Raw genomic sequence first — 20876 nt, forward strand, 5'->3', positions numbered from 1 at the left:
GGTACTTTCAACGTAACATGTTCGCCGCTGCCTGCGCAGTAGCCCGGCTTCCTCCGACCTATTGCGAGTTCGCGATCTCGGTCTTGGTGAGGGCGAATTGCAGTGCGTACAGGCCGCGACTGATCGCGCGCGCGGCCCCATGGCGCTCCAGTTCGGAATTGCTGCCGGCTTCCGCGCGAAGTTTCCGCAAGGATTCGGGTTCGCTGCCCTCGATCAGCAGGATCCACGCCGCGACCTTGTCGGGGCCACCGCGGAGCGCCCTCTCGGCGGTCTGACTCTGCCCGGCCTGGGTCTGCCCTTGCAGGAGGTGGACGCCGACAATGCCGGGGGCGGCCGCGCGTGCAGCATTCAACTGTGCCCTCAGATTGGACGCCAGGGCGTCCGGCGCGAGCGCTGTTTCAAAACTGATGGCCTCGATGAAGCCTCCCTCGCCGAGACCGGTGCTCCAGGCCACATCGCAGATAGTGCGCGAGGTATCGAGGAAGTGCGCGACCACCTGGCGGGTCCAGTCCGTCGGTGCATTCAGCCGCGCCTGATAGGCGGCGGACGACAGATCGGCCGCGCTCGCGGTCTCGTAGAAGTTGAAGTATTTGGGGTGACCGTCGAGCGCGACATAACGCCGGCCGCGCAGGAAGCCCGGAAGTCCCACGCGCTCCGGAATGTGCTCGCGGACATGCCAGGCGACGAAATCGCCTTCGGCCTCCGGCTTGATGCCGTTCCAGATGGCCAAAACGCCTTTGCCGAGAAGAGCCATCGCGACGACCTCGTTTGTAACGCCCGCGACATGCGCCAGATCACGGAAACTGGCACGGATGCGCAGCTTGACACGCCCAATTGTCCGACTTATGTAACCGGTTACAAAAAAGACGTCAATGAGCTATTCTGGGGAGCTACCGTGAAGATTATTTCGGCATCGGACGCGGCAAAGCTGATCCGGCGTGGAGACAGCGTGATGATCAGCGGGTCCGGCGGCGGCCACTGCATCCCTGAGTCCATCATCGTCGCCATCGAAAAGCGCTTCCTCGAAGAGGGGCAGCCGCGCGACCTCTGTCTCATTCACGTCGTCGGCCTCGGCGACCGTGTCGCACAGGGCGTCGATCGCTTCCGCCATGAGGGCATGCTCAAGCGCAGCGTCACCAGCGCGTTGATCGACTCTCCCTCCCTGATCCCTCTCGCGCGTGACAACAAGATCGAATCCTACACCCTCCCCCAGGGCGTGCTGTCGCAGCTCACCCGCGAGATGGCCGGACGCCGCCCAGGTCTGATCACCAAGGTTGGCCTGCACACCTTCGTCGATCCGCGCCAGCGCGGCGGCCGACAAAGCGAGACCGCCAGGGACGATCTCGTCCAGCTCATGATCATCGATGGCGAGGAGTGGCTGCGCTACAAGCCGCTCCCGCTCAACGTCGTGCTGCTCCGCGGCACCACGGCGGACGAGGACGGCAACGTCACGATGGAAGATGAAGCGCTGTTCGGCGAGATGATCTCCACGGCTCAGGCCTGCCGCCAGCAAGGCGGCACCGTGATCGTGCAGGTGAAACGCCTCGCCAGGCGCGGTACGCTTCCGCCGAAGAGCGTGAAGATCCCAGGCATTCTCGTCGACCACATCGTGGTCGATCCCGACCAGCGCCAGACCTACGCAACCGACTACAATCCGGCTTATGCGGGCGAGCTACGCATTCCGCTCGAACATTTGAAAAAGCTGCCCTTCTCCGAGCGCAAGATCGTCGCCCGCCGCGCGGCGATGGAGATCCTGCCGGGTGCGGTTTGCAATCTCGGCGCCGGCATTTCCACGGGCATCTCGGCGGTTGCCTCGGAAGAAGGCATTCTGGACGACATCGTCCTGACCAACGAGCAAGGTTTCATCGGTGGCGCGCCGTTGACCGGGCCGGATTCCGGCACCGCGCAGAACTACGATGCCGTGATCGACGCGCCCTACCAGTTCGACTTCTACGACGGCGGGGGGCTCGATATCGCCTTCCTGTCATTCGCGGAAGTCGATCCCGCGGGCAACGTCAACATCTCTCGTTTTGGCGACAAGATTGTCGGCGTCGGCGGCTTCATCAATATTAGCCAGAACGCCCGCAAGGTCGTTTTCAGCGGTACTTTCACTGCCGGCGGGCTCGAGGTTCGTTTCGAGGACGGCAAGCTCCGCATTGTCCGCGAAGGCCGGCATCGCAAGTTCATCAAATCGGTCGAGCAGATCTGCTACAATGCCGCGTTCGCCGTAAAGGAAGGTCGTACCGCACTGTTCGTGACGGAGCGCGCCGTGTTCCAAGCCTCGGGCGATGGCCTTCAACTGATCGAAATCGCGCCCGGCATTGATGTTGAACGCGATGTCGTGGCGCATATGGACTTTCAGCCGGCCATCGCAGAAAACGTTGCGATAATGGACGAGCGGCTCTTTCTTCCACAACTAATGGACCTTGCAGCGGATGTCGTGAGCCGCGAGCGAGTGAAACGATCGCGATCGCAAGTGTGAACATCGCGTCGAAGCGCCCCCGTAACATCTATTTGTGAGCCAACATTCGTTGTCGCCCGGACTGTCGCGCTTGAACGGCCCATGCACCTGCAACGCGCACCGGTTCTGCCGGGCGTGCCCTGCCCGAGCGGCGGGCGTAGAGGCTCTAACGGCTGGCTTCTAGAGTTGCGGTGCCCCGCGCTCGTTAATCCAGGGGGGATGACTTGGCTAGCTTACACCGTGATCCCTCGTCACCTGCACCGCACTCGTTCGTCTCAACCATTCGACGATTGCGGATCGGTTTCGGGTTCCTCGCCCCGATAGGCACCCACCCAGAAGGGAAATCTGACTTTCTCAGCCCCATGATCGACCAGCAACCATGAAACGACGCGTAGCGCTTTCGGCCTGCAGCTTCTTGTTCGACGCGGCGGCCGTTGCCAAGCCGATCTTCTGACGGCGAAGCGGCCTCCGAAAGTTTGATGAGCCCCGTTCCGGGGCTCGTTGCCTTTCAGGTCAATCGCGTGCCCTGGCGCGAGCTTTCGAACGCGACGGGCACGCGGCGCTGCGGCGGACACCATCAATGTTTGAGGACGCTTGCGAGGGCATCTAGCGCGGCGGATTTCAGCCTTCCGAAGGGGCCCCGTCGTCTGCTACACTGCAATTTCCTGCGGTTCAGGAAAGCTTAATTCAGATGGACTTCTGCGCTGTCAAAAGTCGATGGCGGAGAGGGAGGGACTTTGCGCCAATTTCTTCCCGTACCCTGTTTTTGCAGGCTTTCACGCTGCCCACGAATGTGAGCGGCGCAGACGCCAGCGTGTTCGCCTGTCAGCTCGATAGCTTGCTAGTAAGTTCGCTCGGTAGCCGGCGCTGACAACTCCGCGTATGCTTCAAATCGACCCGCGCATCCGCCCAGATCTGCAGAAGTATTTCCGATCGCAATGTGTCCTACCGCTATCCTAGCCTTGTCCTGCCGGTGCGCTCCGTTGCTGTGCTGCAGCCGGGTGGCCGACGCCGGGCAGATCGCATGCTTTGCGGTACGGGCGCCCCGCGCGCCCCGCTCACGCAAAAATACCCATCATCTCTAAGGGCAGCTTCTATCATGCGCATGAGTCCGGGCCCTCTGATCAGCGTTTTGACCGCCGCACGCAAGAAAGTGCGGTGTAGATTGCAGTTTACTCGCCCCCAGATCGCGGCTAGGATCTTGGGGGGATGTGGTGCACTGATGCGAGCCACGGCACCTCATCGAACAGGACCAGGGCTAGGGAGCAATTTGCTCGCATAGGAGGTCCCAGTGCCGCACGATGCAGACAGCAAGGCGGGGCACACTGAAAAGGCCGAAGACGGTATCTCGAAACAACTCATTGCGTTGACGCTGCCATTGTTATCTTTCCATTGGTCGTTATTGCCCACCCTTAAATCAGGCGTGGAAAGAGACAAGGACGCCTACATCAGGGCGATAAGCAATTTTGCGTCGTTTCAAGTCCAAGCCCTTGGAATGGTACTGGATCCGACCAGAAGGTTGAGGGGCCAGTCGGGCGATCACAGCTTCGAAAAAAAGCTGCAGGCTGAAATCACGAATGTGCTGGAGTTGTCCGTCGCGCGGATGATTTCCCTGGTCGAAGTTCAAGAAATCATTCTTCCCCGCGTGATCAAGCGGCTCAATGACATAAGAAACGAGAAAAAACCTGCTGAACACGCAAACCCTCCTGAATACCCAGGAGAGTCTGAGCGCTCAGGGCCTACCTAACGCAAAAAAGGGCCTAGCGACGACCTTGCGGACCAGATCGTCTTACCTCGATGCCCTGAGGCCATGGCACGATGCGTATAAAGCGGTCCAGTGTCGACATAGCGATTATCGGGATGTCGTGTCGATTTCCCGGAGCGGCTTCAATCGAGGAGTACTGGCAGAATCTGTGTGATGGCGTCGAATCCATCACTTTTTTTTCCGATCAGCAGTTGCTGGCCGCGGGCGCCGATCCGGCGTTGATTTCCAATCCCGGCTACGTGAAGGCCGCACCAATCCTGCGTGACGTCGAGACGTTCGACGCTGCCTTTTTCGGCTATTCTCCCAAGGACGCCGCGCTGATGGACCCACAGCAGCGCCTGTTCCTGGAAGTGTCCTGGGAAGCGTTCGAGAACGCGGGTTATGATCCTGCCGATTGTCCGGGAAGGATCGGCGTTCTGTCAACCGCAGGTGGCGTGGTGACGAGCTATCTGTTGGCAAAACTGCACCATTCGGAGTTGCCTGGTCAGACCGCGAGCATCGCGCATATCAACAACGACAAGGACTTCCTGAGTACTCGCGTCTCGTTCAAATTCAATCTCCGCGGTCCCAGTTTCACCGTAGCGTCGGCGTGCTCCTCGTCACTACTGGCGATCCACCAGGCGTGCCAGAATCTCCGTTGTGGCGAATGTGAAATGATGCTGGCTGGCGGCTCGGTCGTGCGGGTCCCGCAGGTCGCAGGATACCTTGCGGAAAAGCGTAATCTGCATTCCCTCGACGGGCATTGCCGTCCCTTCGACTCGATCGGCCAGGGCACCATTTTTGGTAGCGGAGTCGGCGCCGTGGTGCTGAAGCCGCTGGAACGAGCGCTTGCCGATCGCGACCACATCTTTGCGGTGATCAAGGGGACAGCTGCGAACAACGACGGTTCGGGCAAGAGCAGCTATACCGCCCCGAGCCTTGGACAGCAGTCGCAGGCCGTGGTGGACGCGCTGGAGTCAGCCGGGGTCAGCGCTGACAGCGTCGGCTATGTCGAATGCCACTCGACCGGAACGATCGTCGGTGATCCGCTGGAAGTTGAAGCCCTTACGCTGGCATTTCGGCAGGGAAGCCAGCGTCGCCAGTTCTGTGCGGTCGGATCTGTAAAGGGCAATATCGGCCATCCGGAACAGGCCGCGGGAATCGCCGGCATCATCAAGGCCGCTCTGGCTCTGCATCACAAGAAGATTCCGCCAAGCATTAACTATCAGGTGCCGAATCCTGCAATCGACTTTGCATCGTCACCCTTCTACGTGAATACCGCGCTGACGGATTTCCAGGTCGCGGCAACGCCGCGGCGCGCCGGACTCAACAGCCTCGGAATCGGAGGCACGAATGTCTTTGCCATCCTCGAGGAGGCACCGCCGGCCGGCGGCACCGACAATCAGCCACAGGACCTTCCGTGTCTGGTCACACTCTCCGCGAAGAATGCCGATGCGCTGATGGCACGCGTCACCCAGTTGCTGCACTGGCTGGACGAGCATCCCGATGTGGCGATCGGCGACGTCTGCTACACGACCAATATCAGCAGGAGCCAGTTTGCGTTTCGCGTGGCCGCCCCTGTCCGGTCTGTTCCGGAGCTGAAAGAGCGACTCGCGGCCTGGCTCGGGATGACAAGGGAAAGAGCGGTGCGCGTGACGCCGGCCAGTTCTCCGCGAGTTGCGTTCCTGTTCTCCGGCCAGGGCTCACAGCACGCGGGCATGACCGCGCAGCTTTATCGAACCCAGCCTGCCTTCCGGAATGCCATGGATCATTGTCATTCACTGGCTCAACCGCATCTCGAACAAGGCTTGCTTGACGTGATTTTTGCCGAAGGCGGCGAGAATGCGCTGGTCAACCGTACCGACTACACCCAGCCGGCGCTGTTTGCGGTCGAATATGCGCTGGCGGAGCTTTTGAAGTCCTGGGGGATCGTACCCGACGCCGTCATCGGCCACAGCCTAGGAGAATTTGCCGCCGCCCATGCAGCCGGCGTCGTGCCGCTCGAGGATATGATGCGACTGGTCATTGCCCGCGGCGCGCTGATGCACGCCCTTCCGGGCGGCGGGGCCATGGTTTCGATCATGGCGAACGAATCGGTGGTGCGCCCCATCCTCGACAGTTTAGCCCCCGGGATCGTCGTGGCCGCCATGAACGGACCGCTGAACACGGTGGTGTCCGGTGATCGCAATGGCATGAGACCGCTGACGGAGGAACTGGACCGGCAAGGCATCAACTATCAGCAATTGCGGATTTCCAACGGCTTCCATTCGGCGCGTATCGACCCGATTCTCGATGACCTCGAAAACATCGCTGGGCAGATCAGGCACGATCCTCCGAGGGTGGCCCTTATATCCAACCTCACTGGCGAATTGATGTCGGCCGCGCCCGACAAATCCTACTGGCGTCGGCACACCCGGGAAGCCGTAAGGTTCGGAGACGGGATGCTCGCCCTTGCCAAGCTCGAGTGCCATACCTTTCTCGAAATCGGGCCACATCCGGTCTTGCTGCCGTTGGCCCAAGCTGCCCTATCATCGGAAGACAGGTCTTCCTCATGGATCGCAACGCTCAACCGTCAGAAGTCCGACACAGAAGCGATCTCCGGAATGCTGGCCGCATTGTATCTCGCAGGCCACAAGATCGACTGGGCGGCCGTGCACGCCGGCGCTTCGTGGCGGCGCGTGCCGCTACCCACCTATCCCTTCCAGCGCAAGCGCTACTGGATAGAGGACAATCCGATTCATACTGGACGATCCGCGAATAGTGTCGAACGTCTTCACCCGCTGGTCGGCAACCGCACCAACTCGGCGGCCCAGGAGGTGCGCTACGAAGCGCGTTACGGCGTGCAGCATGCGCCTTACTTCTCCGATCATCGCGTTGCTGGCACTGTCGTTCTGCCGACCACGGCTGTACTCGAGGCGGCAACGGCCGTCGGACGGATGCACTTCGGAACGCCGCATATCAGCTTCGATCATGCGATGCATCATCAGGCCATGTCGTTCGCCAACGGCGAGGAGCGGGTCGCAAGGATACATCTGACTCCACTGACGTCCGACCGGCTGGGGTTCAAACTGCTGAGTGCAGCTATCGACGATCCGGAAATCTGGCATACCCACATGACCGGTACCCTGTGCAAGTCAGAGGTGCCACCAAGATCAAGCTTCCCGGTGCAGCAAATCAGGTCCCGTTGCCGGCAGGCACGACCCGTTGCCAATCTCTACAGCGAACTTGCCCGCCTCGGGCTTGAATATGGACCTGCCTTTCGCGGCGTGCAGGAAGCTTATATCGGCCAGCATGAGGCGCTGGTCAAAGTGCGGCTTTCGAACGATTTGTCGAGGACGGAATACCTGATGCATCCCGCCTTTCTGGATGCATGCCTACACGCCTATCCCCTTGTTCTCGACAATGCGCCTGCCGGAAAGGTCAACGGCGCCGGCCGGAGCTGCTACCTGCCCGTCTCGCTGGAGAGATATCACTGCTATCAAGAGGGTATCAGCCAAGCGTGGGTCCACATCACGCTGCGCAACGCCGAGAAAGACAATACGCAGGTTGTCGACATTCAAGTGTACGACGACGCGGAGCAGCGGGTAGCCGTGCTGGAAGGGCTGGCCGTACGTCTGCTGCCGCTCGATAACCTGCAGCTGCCTCGATCCGGCATAGACGATCTCTTCTATCGCGCGGTCTGGCGCAAGAAGCCCCGAGGACCTGTCGATGTTGAAGCGCGAAGCCCGGCGAGCTGGGTAATCTTCGCCGATGCAAAGGGCGTCGGCGAGGCGCTGGCTGCGAGACTGGGGGATGCAGGGCATAGCTGCCACCTCGTCTACAGGGACGATTCCTTCGCCCATCAGGGCCCCCGGACATGGACGGTGAATGAACTCCAGCCGCATGGGGTTGACCAGTTGTTCGAACGGTTCGCAGCCGTCGAGACACTGCCGTGCCATGGCGTGGTCTACCTCTGGGGGCTGGACGTACCACGACTGGAAGCTCTGACCTTGGCTGGATTGAAGCGCGGTAGCGAAATGATGTGCCGTGGGGCGTTGGCCATCCTCGGGGCCCTTAACGAGACCCGGTCGACGAGCCCCCCCGGCAGGCGCCTTTGGTTTGTAACCGCTGGCACGCAAACCACACAGCGTTCAGGCCAGCATGTCGATCCGGTTCAGGCGCCGCTCTGGGGCCTGGGCCGCACCATTGCGATCGAATATCCTGGCTTGTGGGGAGGATTGATCGATCTGCAGCCGGATGGCGACCGCGCGACGGCCATAAGCTATCTGGCGGCGGAGCTGCTTCACCCCGATGGCGAGACGCAGGTTGCGATCTCTCCCGGCGGTGATCGCAATGTCCTGAGGCTCGTCAAACAGCCGCTTGCAGAATTGCCAGCGCAGGCGCCGCGAATAAGGGATGACGCCACATATCTCGTGACCGGCGGCCTCGGAATGCTGGGCCGTAGCATCGCGAAATGGTTGATCAGAAAAGGTGCAAAATACCTTGTCCTGACAGGCCGGACAGCGAGTTCGACAGCCGTGCAGAACATTTTCACCGCGGCGGAAATCGACGGCGCAGCCGTTCATGTCATCGCTGCCGACATTGGCTGCGATGACGAGGTGAGGCGCCTCATAGCGACGATCGGGAGCGAGTTACCATCTCTGAAGGGAGTCGTGCACGCGGCCGGCGTGCTGGACGATGGAATATTGGCCCAACTCGACTGGGACAGGTTTGAGCCGCTGTTCGAACCAAGGGTGTACGGAAGCTTCCTTCTGAATAAATACACCAGTTCGCTGGACCTCGACTTCTTTATCCTGCAGTCCTCGTTGTTGAGCCTGCTGGGCTCGGCCGGTCAGGGCAATTACACCGCCAGCAGTGCTTTCCTTGACTCGTTGGCGGCGCACCGCCGCGCCGAGCTTCAGCACGCCACGGCGATCAACTGGTGCGCGTGGTCCGGCGGCGGGCTGGCGACCGTTTCGGGCGCCCGCGGCGAGGCGATGTGGTCGTCGCTGGGGGCCCGGTTCATTTCTCCGGACGTGGGCATGCAAGCGTTCGACAAGTTGATGAACCGCGACGTGGACCAGATCGCGGTAGCGGATTTCGACTGGCCAGCCTATGCCGGCAAGGTCGGTAGATCTCCATTTCTGACGGAGGTCTTGGATCAAACAGCGATTTTCGAATCGCCGATACCAGCCCGAAACCAAGTCGCTGAATCTTCGACGGCGGTGTCTGGCCAAGCACACCGGCAGCTTCTTGGCAGGGTACAGAGGCATATTATGGCGGAGCTCGGCTTCACTGAAGTGCTCGACCCAAACGAACGGCTGAACGACCTCGGCGTCGATTCATTGAGATCGGTTGCCTTGTCGAACAGCCTTGAAAGGGAGTTCGGCATTCCAGTCTCCGTCGCGGACATCATCAAGGGGCCGACGATTATCCAGCTTGTCGACAGCATGTTTGGTGAATCGATCGAACCTGCAACGGGACCCGATCAGGTCACCGCTGCTGTACCGGATGTGATACGGCTGGGAGCGGAGATCGACAAATCTGCATCTCGCGCCGGAGCTTCCGTTTCAAATGGCTGGACGGAGGTTCTCAACAATACAGAGACGTTCGGATCATCGCTTTTTGCCCCGACTCCTCCCGCTGCGTCTCCGGTGGCTGGGCGTGGCGAAACACGGCAACGATTCCTGAGCAGGTTGCAACACCACATCACGACTGAACTCGGATTCACCGAAGCGATCGACCCCGACGAACCGCTGAACGATCTCGGCGTCGATTCCCTGATGTCAGTCACATTGTCGAACAGCCTAGAAAAGGCGTTCGGCTTTCCGGTCTCTGTTGCAGAACTCATCAGGGGACCGACGATCAACCAGCTTGCCGACAATCTGACCGATATGTTTGCAGGTAACCTGCCTGACGAGACGGCAGAGGCGCATTCGCCGGTCAAGCCAGCGGTGGTCAGAGCGGTGGTCGCAAGCACGGGCACGACTTTCGACGGGATCCCCTCAACCGGAGCCGGCATTCGGAGCGCGCATGATCAATACCAAGCAGGCGCTACATTGCAGCGGGTCACCGGCCGCCGCGCAGCCGAGCCGGCGGCCGCAAAAGGCGCCGGTAAAAATGGGAGAGACGATTTCCGTCAACACGTCGCATCACAAAGTGGCAGCCAGGCCGATACGGTACATAATAGCATCTTGCTTTCCCGGCCTGCCCGCGAAGCGGTGGCTGTCGCTGGCAAGTGGTTGATTGCACCGCGGCCGAACCCGAACGCCAGGGCTCGCCTGTTCTGTTTCCCCTTTGCAGGTGGCGGACTTGTATCATTCCGAGCCTGGCCTCAATTGCTGGGTGATGCCGTGGAAGTGGTGGCAGTCGAGGCGCCGGGACGCGGAACCCGCATTCATGAGACCGCGGTGGATGATCTCGGCACCTTTGTCGAACTTCTGTTGCCGGAGATGGCTGCCTGGCTAGATCGACCGGCCGCGTTTTTTGGCCACTGCCTGGGCGGCCTTACCATGTTTGCGACACTCTGTGCGCTGCCTGAAGCATCCGTGCGTTTCGTCAAGCACTCGTTTGCCTGCGGCATCAGGCCCCCTCACCTGCTGAAGCAAAGAGGAGAATTTGAGGACAATCTCGCGTTTGAAGTGATGCTAGACCGCGACGTTGATATCCGTTTGCCGTTCTATTCGCAAACAGACGAAATATTCGCAAACATCATCCGTCGCTTCGATACACCCGCAGCTGACAGGATGCTGGGCATAGCGAAGCTGAGGAAAACGTTGTTGCCTACGATACGGGCCGAGTTCAAGATGGCATACGACTATGAGTATCAACCGGTCGAGCCCTTTGCTTTTCCGATCAGCAGCTTTGTCGGCACGTCAGATCCCTGGGTATCGATAAAGGACTCTGCCGGCTGGCAAAATTTCACCCGATCGGGCTTCATCAATCATGTCCGCCAAGGCTCGCATTTCCTGATGGCGGACGACGAGGATTTCATTCTCGAGACTATCCGCGACGAAATTGCAACCGCACTGTCTTAGTAAGGGTTATCGACTCACGACCAGCGCTCTCGACGTTGTGCTGCGGGACACATCCCCTGCCGTCGAACCAAGCGTTAGATTTGGGTCACCACCAATTCTGCCCTCGCAAGGTCGTCAGGGATGCATTTCATCAAGCAGCGCCAGCGCCTGCTTTAAATCACGCGTTCCAAAGCCTTCCGTGAACCGGCCGTACACCGTGGCGAGCAGGACACGCGCTTTTTCTTGCATCCCTTGGTCTCGCCAAAGCCGCGCCATGCTCATGGCAGCACGCAACTCCCAGGACGTTGCCTGCTGCGCTCGCGCCACTGTGAGCGCGCGTTCGAAGTATTCTCCCGCTTGCGACAAATTCGGTTGTGGAACTTTTAATGCGATTGCGCCGGCTATGCGGTTAATTTCTGCCTCGTACCATCGTTCATTTGTTGTTTCCACCGCGTCCAGCGCTTCTCCAATGCAGCGCCAAGCATCGTCAAATCGGCCGACCTCCGCATAGGCGGCAGCCAAATGTGCCAAAAAGCACGGCAGATACACTCTCGATCCGGTAGAGCGATACGTGGCGATCGCGGAGGTAACCATCTGGATTGCTTCCGAAGTCTTGCCAGTGGCCGCCAACACGCACCCCTTCTCCATCGTTCCCAAAGCCTTCCACAGGGCTGCCCCCTTCTCGTGCGCCAGCTTCACGACATCATCGGATTGCGTGTTTGCCGCTTCATATTCCGCGCAAAGAAAATTTGTCAGAGATGTATGAAACTGCGCATACATCCAAGTTCCAGCGTGGCCAGTTTCGCGCGCACTCTCAAGCGCATACCCTACGTCTGCCAGCGCGGCCTCAGGGTAACCAAGCATCCAGTTAGCCCACGATCGGTAGACAAAGATCGAGACGCGGACATCCTGGCCGAAACGCGTCGCAAGCGGCCGATGCTCAGCAGGTTCGTAGAGCGTGGAAGCCTGATTGTAGTGCTCCAGGCCCTTTGCGATGTACCCGGTCAACATCAACGAACTACCCATCAGGCGATGCCCGATCATCAGAGGCGCCGCCCGGTCCTGCTTTTGCGCAAGCACCAGAAACTGCGATGCGAGATCCAGCGTCACGTTTCCTTCGAACGCCACATAGCTTGCCGCCCAGGCGCCATAGAGAACGGAGAACAGCAGCAGCGGGTCCTCAGGAGGTTCACCGAGCGCTTCGGCCTGTTCGATAAATCGACGTGCCTGCTCGACGGCCGCCTTCGGCTCGGGCGCCGCGTAGCCCTTGACGTGCATCAGCGCGTTGACGAGTGCCAACTGAAGCTTGATCTGTTCGGCGCGCACATAAGGCGTTCCCTGAAGCATCGCAATTTGGTCCAGGGCGCGCGTCAGTTGCTCGGCGGCCTCGACCAGCGCCGACCGCGCCAACGAACGCTGGCCCGCCTTGCCCCAGAAGCTCGCTGCCTTTTCGGTCAGGCCGGCCTCGGTCCAATGTCGGGCCAGCAATTCGGGCAGGTTCTCGGCGGTTTCGGGGAATTCATTCTCAAGCGTCCGGGCGATGCGGGCATGTAATGCGCGTCGCGGCCCGCGGAGCAGCGTTCCATAGGCCGCGTCCTGCACGAGAGCATGCTTGAACAGATAGGTCGCATACGGAGGCTCGTCCCGACGGTACAGCAAACCGGCCGCAATTAGACGGTCGAGCGCCAGCTTCAGCTCCGCTTCCGGCTGAGACATGATAGAGGCAAGCAAGGCATGCGGAAACTCGCGGCCGATTGCTGCCGCGACCTGTGCAAGCTCCTTGGCCGGCCCGCCGAGCCTGTCGAGCCGCGCCATCAGAGAGGCATGCAGGCTCGCTGGAACTGCCAACGCTGGCGACGGAACGGCGGCAACCGCGCGCTCGGCGGCGGTGTCGCTGCCTGCCTCCAGCACGGCCTTGGTCATCTCCTCCACGAACAGGGGGATGCCATCGCCACGCTCGATGATGTCTTGCCGGATGCTCGCCGACAATAGCCTGTTGCCGGCGATGCAATTGATCATGTTGCCAGCCTCGTGCTCCGCCAACCGATTGATGATGAGTGTGGTGACATAGGGTCGTCCAACCCACGGGGCCTCAAATTCCGTTCGGAATGTCATCAGCAGCAACACATTCAGTGCTCGAATGCGGTCGATGACCCGCTTAAGCAATTCCAGAGTAGTTGGGTCGACCCAGTGTGCATCTTCGACGATCATCAGTACCGGCTTTCGCCGCGACAGCGTTTCCAATTGAGCGGTAAGCGCCTCCATGGTTTTCTGACGGCGCTGCTGCGGCGTCAGGTTCAAAGCGTGATATCGGCCGTCATTCGGTAGCGAGATCATCTCGGCAATAAGTGCGGCGTCTTCAGCCGAGGTTGAAGACTGCGCGAGCAGAGCATCAAGCTTGTCAAGCTTCTGCCTGGGTGTGTCGTCGTGCAGAAATTCTGCCGCTCGCTCCATCTGATCGGCGATCGTGTAAAACGCGCTGTCGGTATGCCGAGGCGAGCAGAAATAGCGTAGACGCGTATGCTGCTCGGGCGCAACGCGTTCCAGCAGGTCAGCGGCAAGCCGCGATTTTCCGATCCCCGCTTCACCAGAAATCAGCACCAATTGGCCTTCGCCGCTCTTGGCCCGCGACCAGCGCCGCAACAGCAGCTCGGTTTCCTCCTCGCGCCCGATGAGAGTGGTCAAGCCGCTCGGATGCAGCGCCTCGAAACGGCTTTCTATGGCGCTTGCCCGCAGCGCCGCCCAGGCGCGCACCGGCGCAGCGACACCCTTAAGGTCGATGCCGCCAAGGTCCCGAAGCTCAAAGAGATTACCGAGTAGTTTGCGCGTCGATTCACCGATGATCACGGTGTTTGGTTCGGCGATCCCTTGCAGACGCGCTGCGAGGTTAGGGGTCTCGCCGACGATCCCGCGCTCGTGCGCTTCGCCCGCCCCTATCAGATCGCCGACAATGACCAGCCCGGTTGCGATGCCAACGCGCGCTTGCAACGAAGTCGGCGTCTTGAGCGCCGATATCGCTTCGATGACGTCCAGACCGGCGCGCACCGCTTGCTCGGCGTCATCTTCGTGGGCGTTGGGGTAGCCGAAGTAGACAAGAATGCCGTCGCCCAGATAACGGGCCACGAAGCCCCTGAAACGACCAACAATTTCAGAGACGCATTTCTGATAAGTAGAGATAAGCTCTCGCAGGTCTTCTGGGTCCATACGGGCCGAGAGCGCGGTCGAACCAACCAGGTCCGAGAAAAACACCGTAACCTGGCGGCGTTCGCCACTGTCTCCGAGCGCCGTCGCGGCAGGCGGCGCGAGCCCGGCGGCGACAGCTGGCACACTTTTCAGATCGGCGATCGCGCGCAGCAGCTTTCGGCGGTGTCCAAGCGACGTAACACCAATCTTGTCGAGGTCTTGATCGGTCAGGTCACCCAGAATGCTGAACTCGATATCCTGTGCGCGAAAGCACTCGATGTATTGACGCATACCGATCTGTTCGAGCCAGTCTGCAACCTGTTGCATCGCAGCCTCATAGACCTTCGCCAAGTCGAAATCTGCGGGACGTGCGCTAATCTTGACATGGTTGCCGGTCCTGGGCCAGTGCGCATGTCCGCTCGATGAACCACGTCAATGGCCACTCAAAAGTCCCCTGCCGCCGCCGCATCCAGTGTGCTGATCGTTCTGCAGAAGCTCTGGACTTGACCATGGATCAGGTGCTTGTCGAGCTTGTCGAGATTGAGCAGATACGGCTCCGTCAATGAACCCACCTGCAGCAGGTAGGAAGGCAGCGCACAGGTCGAGACGGTTCCTAGTCCACCGGCGTAAAGCGGCGCCCCCTCACCGAAAAAGATGGGCGCCGGCAGCACCGTGCCAACCGGTCCGGTCGGGGTCCCGGCCCTGTTCGTGGCTTCGACCGCCTCGAGGTACGCCCTGAGTTCGAGGTTGTCGAGGTTGATCGGTCCTTGCTTCTGGGTTGTATACGTGGTGCCCCACTCGCATGGGCCCGTACGAACATAGCCCCCCTCGTCGTCGTCGCCCCACATCGTACAGCCGAGGTGCTCCAATGTCACGCCAGCGAGAGCCCGCTGGTAGATTTCCGGATGGGCGACCATCCATTTGCTGATGGCGTCCCGGCCCATTACAAACCGCGCGTTCGGGATGGGTTCGTCGAATTGCAAAATCTGAAAGTGGCCAGTTGCCATCACGAAGTACAGGTCGCGGCTGTGGCCTTGCTGGGCAAAATGTTGCGCAAGCGCGAGCATCCCCAACGCGCCGTTCTCTTCGGGTACATTCGGGCCGTCGGTATGTGTGTTGATGATGAGGCTGCTTCCATCGCCGCCGGCTCCTCGCAGCACGCCCCACACTGTCTCGGTCACAGCGTCCTTCGTGATATCAGCCGTGAGTGTCAGCGTGACCGTGGCCGTTCCGGCCGCGGCGGAATGGGCGAGCCACTGGCCGGTGCTGTCACCGACCCACAGTGCCGGGCACCCGTAATCGCCGGGTACGGGAACTCCCGACGCGTTCGGGTATGTCGCGGCGAACGGGGTGTACTGGTTCGCGACCATACCGTCCGACATCCCCGACCACACACAGATCACGCCGCGCACTCCGGCGTTTCTCGCATCCAGCAAGGGGATTCCCCTCAGCGAGAATACCGGGTTCTTCAGCACGCCTGTGTGCACCACGTAGTCGAGCACGGCCGAGAGCTGGTCCCTGCCAGGTTCAAAGGCGCCGATCGGCACCTGGTCGAATGTCATCGATTGGATGTACGGCGGCAGCCGCACAAGCGCGATCGCACCGTTCGCGGGCGCCCAAAACGACGATGTGCTCAGGCCCTCCATGTAGATGCCGAGGTCGACCAGTCTGGCCTTGACGCCACCCACGTTCGTCATGCCGGAGTACGGGTAGTAGTAACTGACCGGCACCGCTCCGGAGGGACCGACCATGGGATCTTGATCGATCCGCAATGACCAGCCCTTTGCAAGCCACCGCTGGAATGGGATCGAGTCGGGCGGCTGGAGCTGAAAACCAGGCACCGCCCCGAACTGCACTTTCAACCACTCGGTGAAGCTCTCGTGGCCCGGACTGCCCGTAAACCGAGGGCCCATCGCCGCGAGTTCTTGGTGCCATCCCCAGACGACGTCCTCCGACGGCAGGAACGGAAGCGAGGCAGCGACCTGATCCATAGGGACTCTCCACGAAGCCGATGGGCCGTTCAATACGACACAAGCTATCCGTGGGCCGCCCGCGGGCGGCCTTCAACCTCCCCAGTACGACAGGATTCCAGCCAGCCGCCTCCGATACCCACGCAGGCTAGCCTAGACTCCCAAGCCCGCACGGTAACCCGCAGAGTGCCGACAGGCAACCCGAAGCTGTGTCGGCCGTCCTTGCCCAAACTACACGGGTCGAGTGAACGACAGGCAAGAATGACTTGGGCATGGTTGGTTCAGGCGTTTCTGGCCGACTTTAGATTGTTCTCCGGCGATGCCTTTGCACAGGCAGTTCGGCGGGCTTCTGAAGGTACGGTCGGCGTAGATGCTGGGCGCGACATCGGCCGAGTGTACAATTTCCGTTCGAGGCCAAGCTGCCCGGCAGTGCCGGGTTCTGCGGCGCTGTGCCGGCCGAGCTTGCCTAGCGACGACGGAGCCCGCGCGATCCATATAGCGCTCTAGGCACTTCCAGCTAGCGAGCGCTTCCGCCGCGTTACCGCTTCATTAGCTCGCTGACCTCCACGCCGAGAGCTTTCGCTAACTTTGCCAACATCGTGACTGATGCGCTGTAAACACCTGTTTCCAGCTGGCTGATGTAGCTGCGATCCACTTTTGCCTGAAACGAAAGCTCTTCCTGGCCGCAAAAGAGGTCGCTCTGCATCCAACTATTCTCAAGCGATATGAAGAACAGCTAGGTCGGCTCGAGGAGGCGCTAACGAAGGGTATCAGTTCGGTCGACGGAGAGGCCGCCGAAGCCATCAGAGACCTGATCGACACTTTCACCGTCTTCCGAGATCCATCACGCCTCGGTGGCGTAACGGGGGAGATATCGGACCGGCTAAACGCCCTGCTAGGGGAAAAAGCTTTCCCAGACCAGGTCAAAGGGGTGTGGGGAAAGGTGGTAGCGGGAGAGGGACGCGCTACCAGGTCTAAAATCGAAGCGAAATCCTGAGCTTTTCCAGCACGTTGGCCGGAATGTGGTAGCGGATTTGATGGTGTTACATCCCACGGGGATGTCTCACCCGGCCCGCCCCCCGGAAAGGCCTACGCGTGGCTCGTCCTTCCTACCTCGCCCGGCGCGGCGATGGACGCTATTTCCTGCAGATTCGGCTGGGGAAACAGGCCGCTCAGCTCTTTGGGCTCCCCCTCCTTCGTGTCAGCCTCAGGACCGGGAATTTTGATGAGGCTAGGCGGCGGCTGATGGACAATCTCGGATGGGTGCAGGAGCTGATCGCGGCTCCCGACCTGGAGGCGTTGGGGACCATCCTCGACGCGCGGCTGCACGCCTATGTCGAGCATGGCGTGCCGGCGAACGAGCGGCTGCTGGCCGAGCGCTGCGCGTTCGAACATGAGGTCAGGCGCTATCTCGGCCGGGCGCAGGACCGCGGCTATGCCTACCCGCAGCGTTTCCCTCGGATGCCGAGCACCTGGGTCGACTTCGTCAACCAGAACAAGGCGGCCGAAAGCGAGATCGCCCGCCTAAACGTTCGGCGTGCCTATGAAAACGGCCGGCATGACGCGGCCGAGGCGGTCAAGGAAGGCTGGACGGCGCCCGCCGCCCCGGCGGTCGCACAACCGTTCGATCCCATCGCGATGTTCGATCGCCTCGTGCAGGACGCAGTCGCCCAAAGGCTTCCGTTGCTTCCGGCGCAGAAGGTGGGCTCGATCTCGCCGGTCTCCGAGCCCGCGGTATGTGCCCCCACCGGGGAGGCCGCCGAAGACAATTCCTGCCGGATGTCCGACGTGCTCGCGGAATTTCTCAAACCGCTGGACCGCAAGCGGAAACACACCGCGAAGGGCCGCGGAGAAGCTGAACCCGTCATCCAGTTCGCCATCGATTTCCTGGACAACCCGCGGATGGATGAACTGACCGATGCCAAATGGAAGCAACTCGACGAGGCGCTGCCGGATATCCCCAATCGCGATAACATTCCACGCCGGTTCGCGAAGACGCTTTTCCAGCGCTACAAATATGCGGAAGAGACGAAGTGGTCGCAGCTCGAGCGCGTGACGACCACCACCATCAAGAGCCGGTACTGGGCCGGGCTCTATAAGTTCGTCGACTTCGCCATCGCGGAAAAGCATTACTGCAGACCGCGTCCCAAGTTCGTGTGCATCGATCCCGAAAATTTGGCGCCGCTGCCGCGCGATGCCTTCGACGATGACGAGCTGCTGACGCTGTTGCGCCTGCCGCTCTTCACCGGCTGCAAGAATCGCGTGCACGTCTGGCAGCCCGGCCGGTACTTCGTGCAATCGCACATCTACTGGGGTTTCTTGATCTGCATCCTCACCGGCATGAGGCCCGGCGAGGTCGGCCAGCTCAAATGCGCCGATATCCGAACCGATGGCGAGTTCTACTATTTCGACTTGCGCCAGTTCGATGCTCGCCATGGCCGCGTCGCGGTGAAGGATCTGCGCAATCTGAAGACGAACGCTGCCGGGCGGGTCATTCCGATCCATCCGCTTCTCATCGAGTTGGGGCTGCTGGATCGAATGCAGGATCTGATGGACAAGCAAGAGGAACGGCTCTTCCCGGAATGGGACGCCTATACTCGCAAAGACGGTACGATCCGCTGGTCGCAGCCGCTGAGCAAGGCATGGCAGTACGTGAAGACGAAACTGAAACTCGATCGCGCGGACCTTACCCTCTATTCGACGCGGCACCTCATGGCCGATTGGCTCGACAATGATGCGATCGCACAACGCACGCGCGACCGCATTCTCGGACATGCCAGCGACGTTCGAGGGCGGTATGGCCGCAAAGGCATTCTTGATCCGCAGATCGCGGCGAAGATCGAAGCCCTAGAACCGCAGGTGATCAAGCAGATGAGGGAGATCTTGCTCGCCGCCAAAAACCGAGCCGATGCCGGCGAGCTCACAATGCTGAAGACGTACTGAATCAGAGTTCGTTGGACTGTTCTGAATGGCGCGCCACTCAGAACAAAACTGCGAACTCGAATGTAATTGAAATTACAGCCATACATTGCTCGACCTGCCGCTTAAGGGTTGAGCCTATCTTCAATAGGACAAGCGCGCCGGCTGGAAGGACATTGGGCCAAGAGAAAGCGAGTGGCCTCAAGTGCCGTCATGCAGCCGAGACCGGCGTGACAGCTTGCCGATAGACGCCGTCCCCCACGTCGCCAACCGCAAAGAGGCCCGGCTTGAGCGTCGCAAATCGGTGAGGGCTACGCTCGCTTGCGCTGATCGTCGGAGGAACGAGAATACGTTTTACTCCTTCAAACAGGATATTGTGCACTCCAGCGCATTGGCAGCGTACCGCAGCGGCTCTAGGTAAAATGATGATATTGTGACGATCGTCGAGAAGCGGGAGACGAGGCAATGATACGGGATGAGAAGCTCCAAAGGATCATCGAACGCGCTATCCAATCAGCTTTCGTTGATTTTCCGGACGCGGGAAACGGGACGGCGTTGCCGAAAACTTACAAAGAGCCCAACGAATGCAAGACTATCGCAACAGCCGTCCTCGCCGCTCTCGAAAATGCAGGCTACACAATTTCGCTCGATGCAAACTGAGGCATCAAGGTAAGCCACCTAAGCCTCGATCAGGCCGCGCTCATAACAGGCTTTATCGTAAGGAAAAACGACCGCCGGATCGGGCCTGTGGAGACGACGGTGCTTTCCGGGATAGTGCAGCCGCCACAGAACATCGCGAATGATATTAAGTCGCGCATGTTCCTTGTCGCCGGCCCGGACCACGGTCCAGGGCGAGGTGACGGTGTGCGTCCGTTCCAGCATCTTGTCCCGGGCTTCGGAATAGGCCTTCCAAAGCTTCTGCGCCTTGGCATCGATGGGGCTCAGCTTCCCCGCTTCAGGGGATCCCTTTGGCGGTCGGCGAGCCGTCGCTTCTGCTCCTGTTTCGAAATATCAAGATAGTACTTGAGCAGGGTAATACCCGAACGCTCAATCATTGCTTCGAAACCCGGCACGGTCTCGAGGAATTCCTCGGTTTCCTTCTTGGTGCAAAAGTTCATGACACGCTCAACTCCAGCACGGTTGTACCAACTGCGATTGAACAGCACGATCTCTCCTGCCGCGGGCAAGTGCGAAACGTGACGCTGGAAGTACCATGAACACCGCTCCCGATTGCTCGGCGGCCCCAGCGCTACGATGCGGGTATCACGCGGGCTTAGATGTTCCACAATCGACTTGATCGTGCCATCCTTGCCGGCGGCGTCGCGACCTTCGACGATGACAAGGATTCGCTGGCCGCGCTCAATCACGCTGCGCTGCAGCTTGACGAGCTCGACGAGGCACCGGCAAGATCGCTTTACCCTGGGCTGGCTGATGGGTCGCCTACACAAGCACTCCTTCGGCCCCTATTATGCTGCTGCTCGCTGTGGTCGCTATTGCACCGGGTGTCTCGATCGTAGCCGGCCTGCTACTCATGATCCCCGCGTCCCAGATGATCGCGGTCTTCGGTCTAATCACGGGGGCGACCAACCAGGGCGGAGCTATGC

Annotated in this window: 11 protein-coding genes; 5 read left to right on the forward strand and 6 right to left on the reverse strand. The window is 60.4% G+C overall.

Going from position 1 to position 20876, the window contains the following annotated elements:
- Positions 1–58 precede the first annotated feature (58 nt).
- Positions 59–754: a hypothetical protein gene (locus AB7008_RS40545; protein WP_441260604.1), complete on the reverse strand. Its 696-nt coding sequence runs from the start codon at positions 752–754 to the stop codon at positions 59–61.
- Between the two features lie 141 nt (positions 755–895).
- Here AB7008_RS40545 and AB7008_RS40550 point away from each other — a divergent pair, with 141 nt between their 5' ends.
- The 3 genes from AB7008_RS40550 (at position 896) to AB7008_RS40560 (ending at position 11221) form a co-directional block, all read left to right on the forward strand.
- Entirely contained in the window at positions 896–2482 is a 1587-nt protein-coding gene (locus AB7008_RS40550) for an acyl CoA:acetate/3-ketoacid CoA transferase (RefSeq protein ID WP_441260605.1), read from the forward strand.
- Between the two features lie 1270 nt (positions 2483–3752).
- A complete protein-coding gene (locus AB7008_RS40555; RefSeq protein ID WP_441260606.1) occupies positions 3753–4208 on the forward strand; it encodes a hypothetical protein in 456 nt (151 codons plus the stop codon).
- 71 nt (positions 4209–4279) lie between these two features.
- Positions 4280–11221, forward strand: coding sequence for a type I polyketide synthase (locus AB7008_RS40560; RefSeq protein WP_441260607.1), 6942 nt, complete (start codon positions 4280–4282; stop codon positions 11219–11221).
- Between the two features lie 114 nt (positions 11222–11335).
- Here AB7008_RS40560 and AB7008_RS40565 read toward each other — a convergent pair whose 3' ends face one another.
- The 3 genes from AB7008_RS40565 to AB7008_RS40575 all read right to left on the reverse strand — a co-directional run bounded on the left by AB7008_RS40565 (position 11336) and on the right by AB7008_RS40575 (position 17059).
- Complete coding sequence (locus AB7008_RS40565; RefSeq protein WP_441260608.1) at positions 11336–14734, reverse strand: AAA family ATPase; 3399 nt, start codon at positions 14732–14734, stop codon at positions 11336–11338.
- A gap of 92 nt (positions 14735–14826) precedes the next feature.
- Positions 14827–16374: a hypothetical protein gene (locus AB7008_RS40570; protein WP_441260609.1), complete on the reverse strand. Its 1548-nt coding sequence runs from the start codon at positions 16372–16374 to the stop codon at positions 14827–14829.
- 517 nt (positions 16375–16891) lie between these two features.
- Entirely contained in the window at positions 16892–17059 is a 168-nt protein-coding gene (locus AB7008_RS40575) for a helix-turn-helix domain-containing protein (RefSeq protein WP_441260610.1), read from the reverse strand.
- Positions 17060–17616: 557 nt separating this feature from the next.
- On the opposite strand from AB7008_RS40575, the gene AB7008_RS40580 reads away from it, so the two are divergent.
- Together AB7008_RS40580 and AB7008_RS40585 are read left to right on the forward strand one after the other, a co-directional pair.
- Entirely contained in the window at positions 17617–19296 is a 1680-nt protein-coding gene (locus tag AB7008_RS40580; protein WP_441260611.1) for a site-specific integrase, read from the forward strand.
- A 441-nt stretch (positions 19297–19737) separates the two neighbouring features.
- Entirely contained in the window at positions 19738–19932 is a 195-nt protein-coding gene (locus AB7008_RS40585) for a hypothetical protein (RefSeq protein ID WP_039153419.1), read from the forward strand.
- Positions 19933–19950: 18 nt separating this feature from the next.
- Here the strand turns inward: AB7008_RS40585 and AB7008_RS40590 are convergent, their stop codons facing one another.
- The gene (locus AB7008_RS40590; RefSeq protein WP_347343451.1) at positions 19951–20217 is read right to left on the reverse strand and encodes a hypothetical protein; all 267 of its coding nucleotides are present in this window, start codon (positions 20215–20217) and stop codon (positions 19951–19953) included.
- On the reverse strand, positions 20214–20639 hold the full coding sequence (locus AB7008_RS40595; RefSeq protein WP_347343415.1) for a hypothetical protein: 426 nt from the start codon (positions 20637–20639) through the stop codon (positions 20214–20216). Before AB7008_RS40595 ends, AB7008_RS40590 begins: the two co-directional genes overlap by 4 nt.
- Positions 20640–20876: the final 237 nt, after the last annotated feature.

Source organism: Bradyrhizobium sp. 521_C7_N1_3, assembly GCF_052075975.1.
Taxonomy (GTDB): Bacteria; Pseudomonadota; Alphaproteobacteria; order Rhizobiales; family Xanthobacteraceae; genus Bradyrhizobium; species Bradyrhizobium japonicum.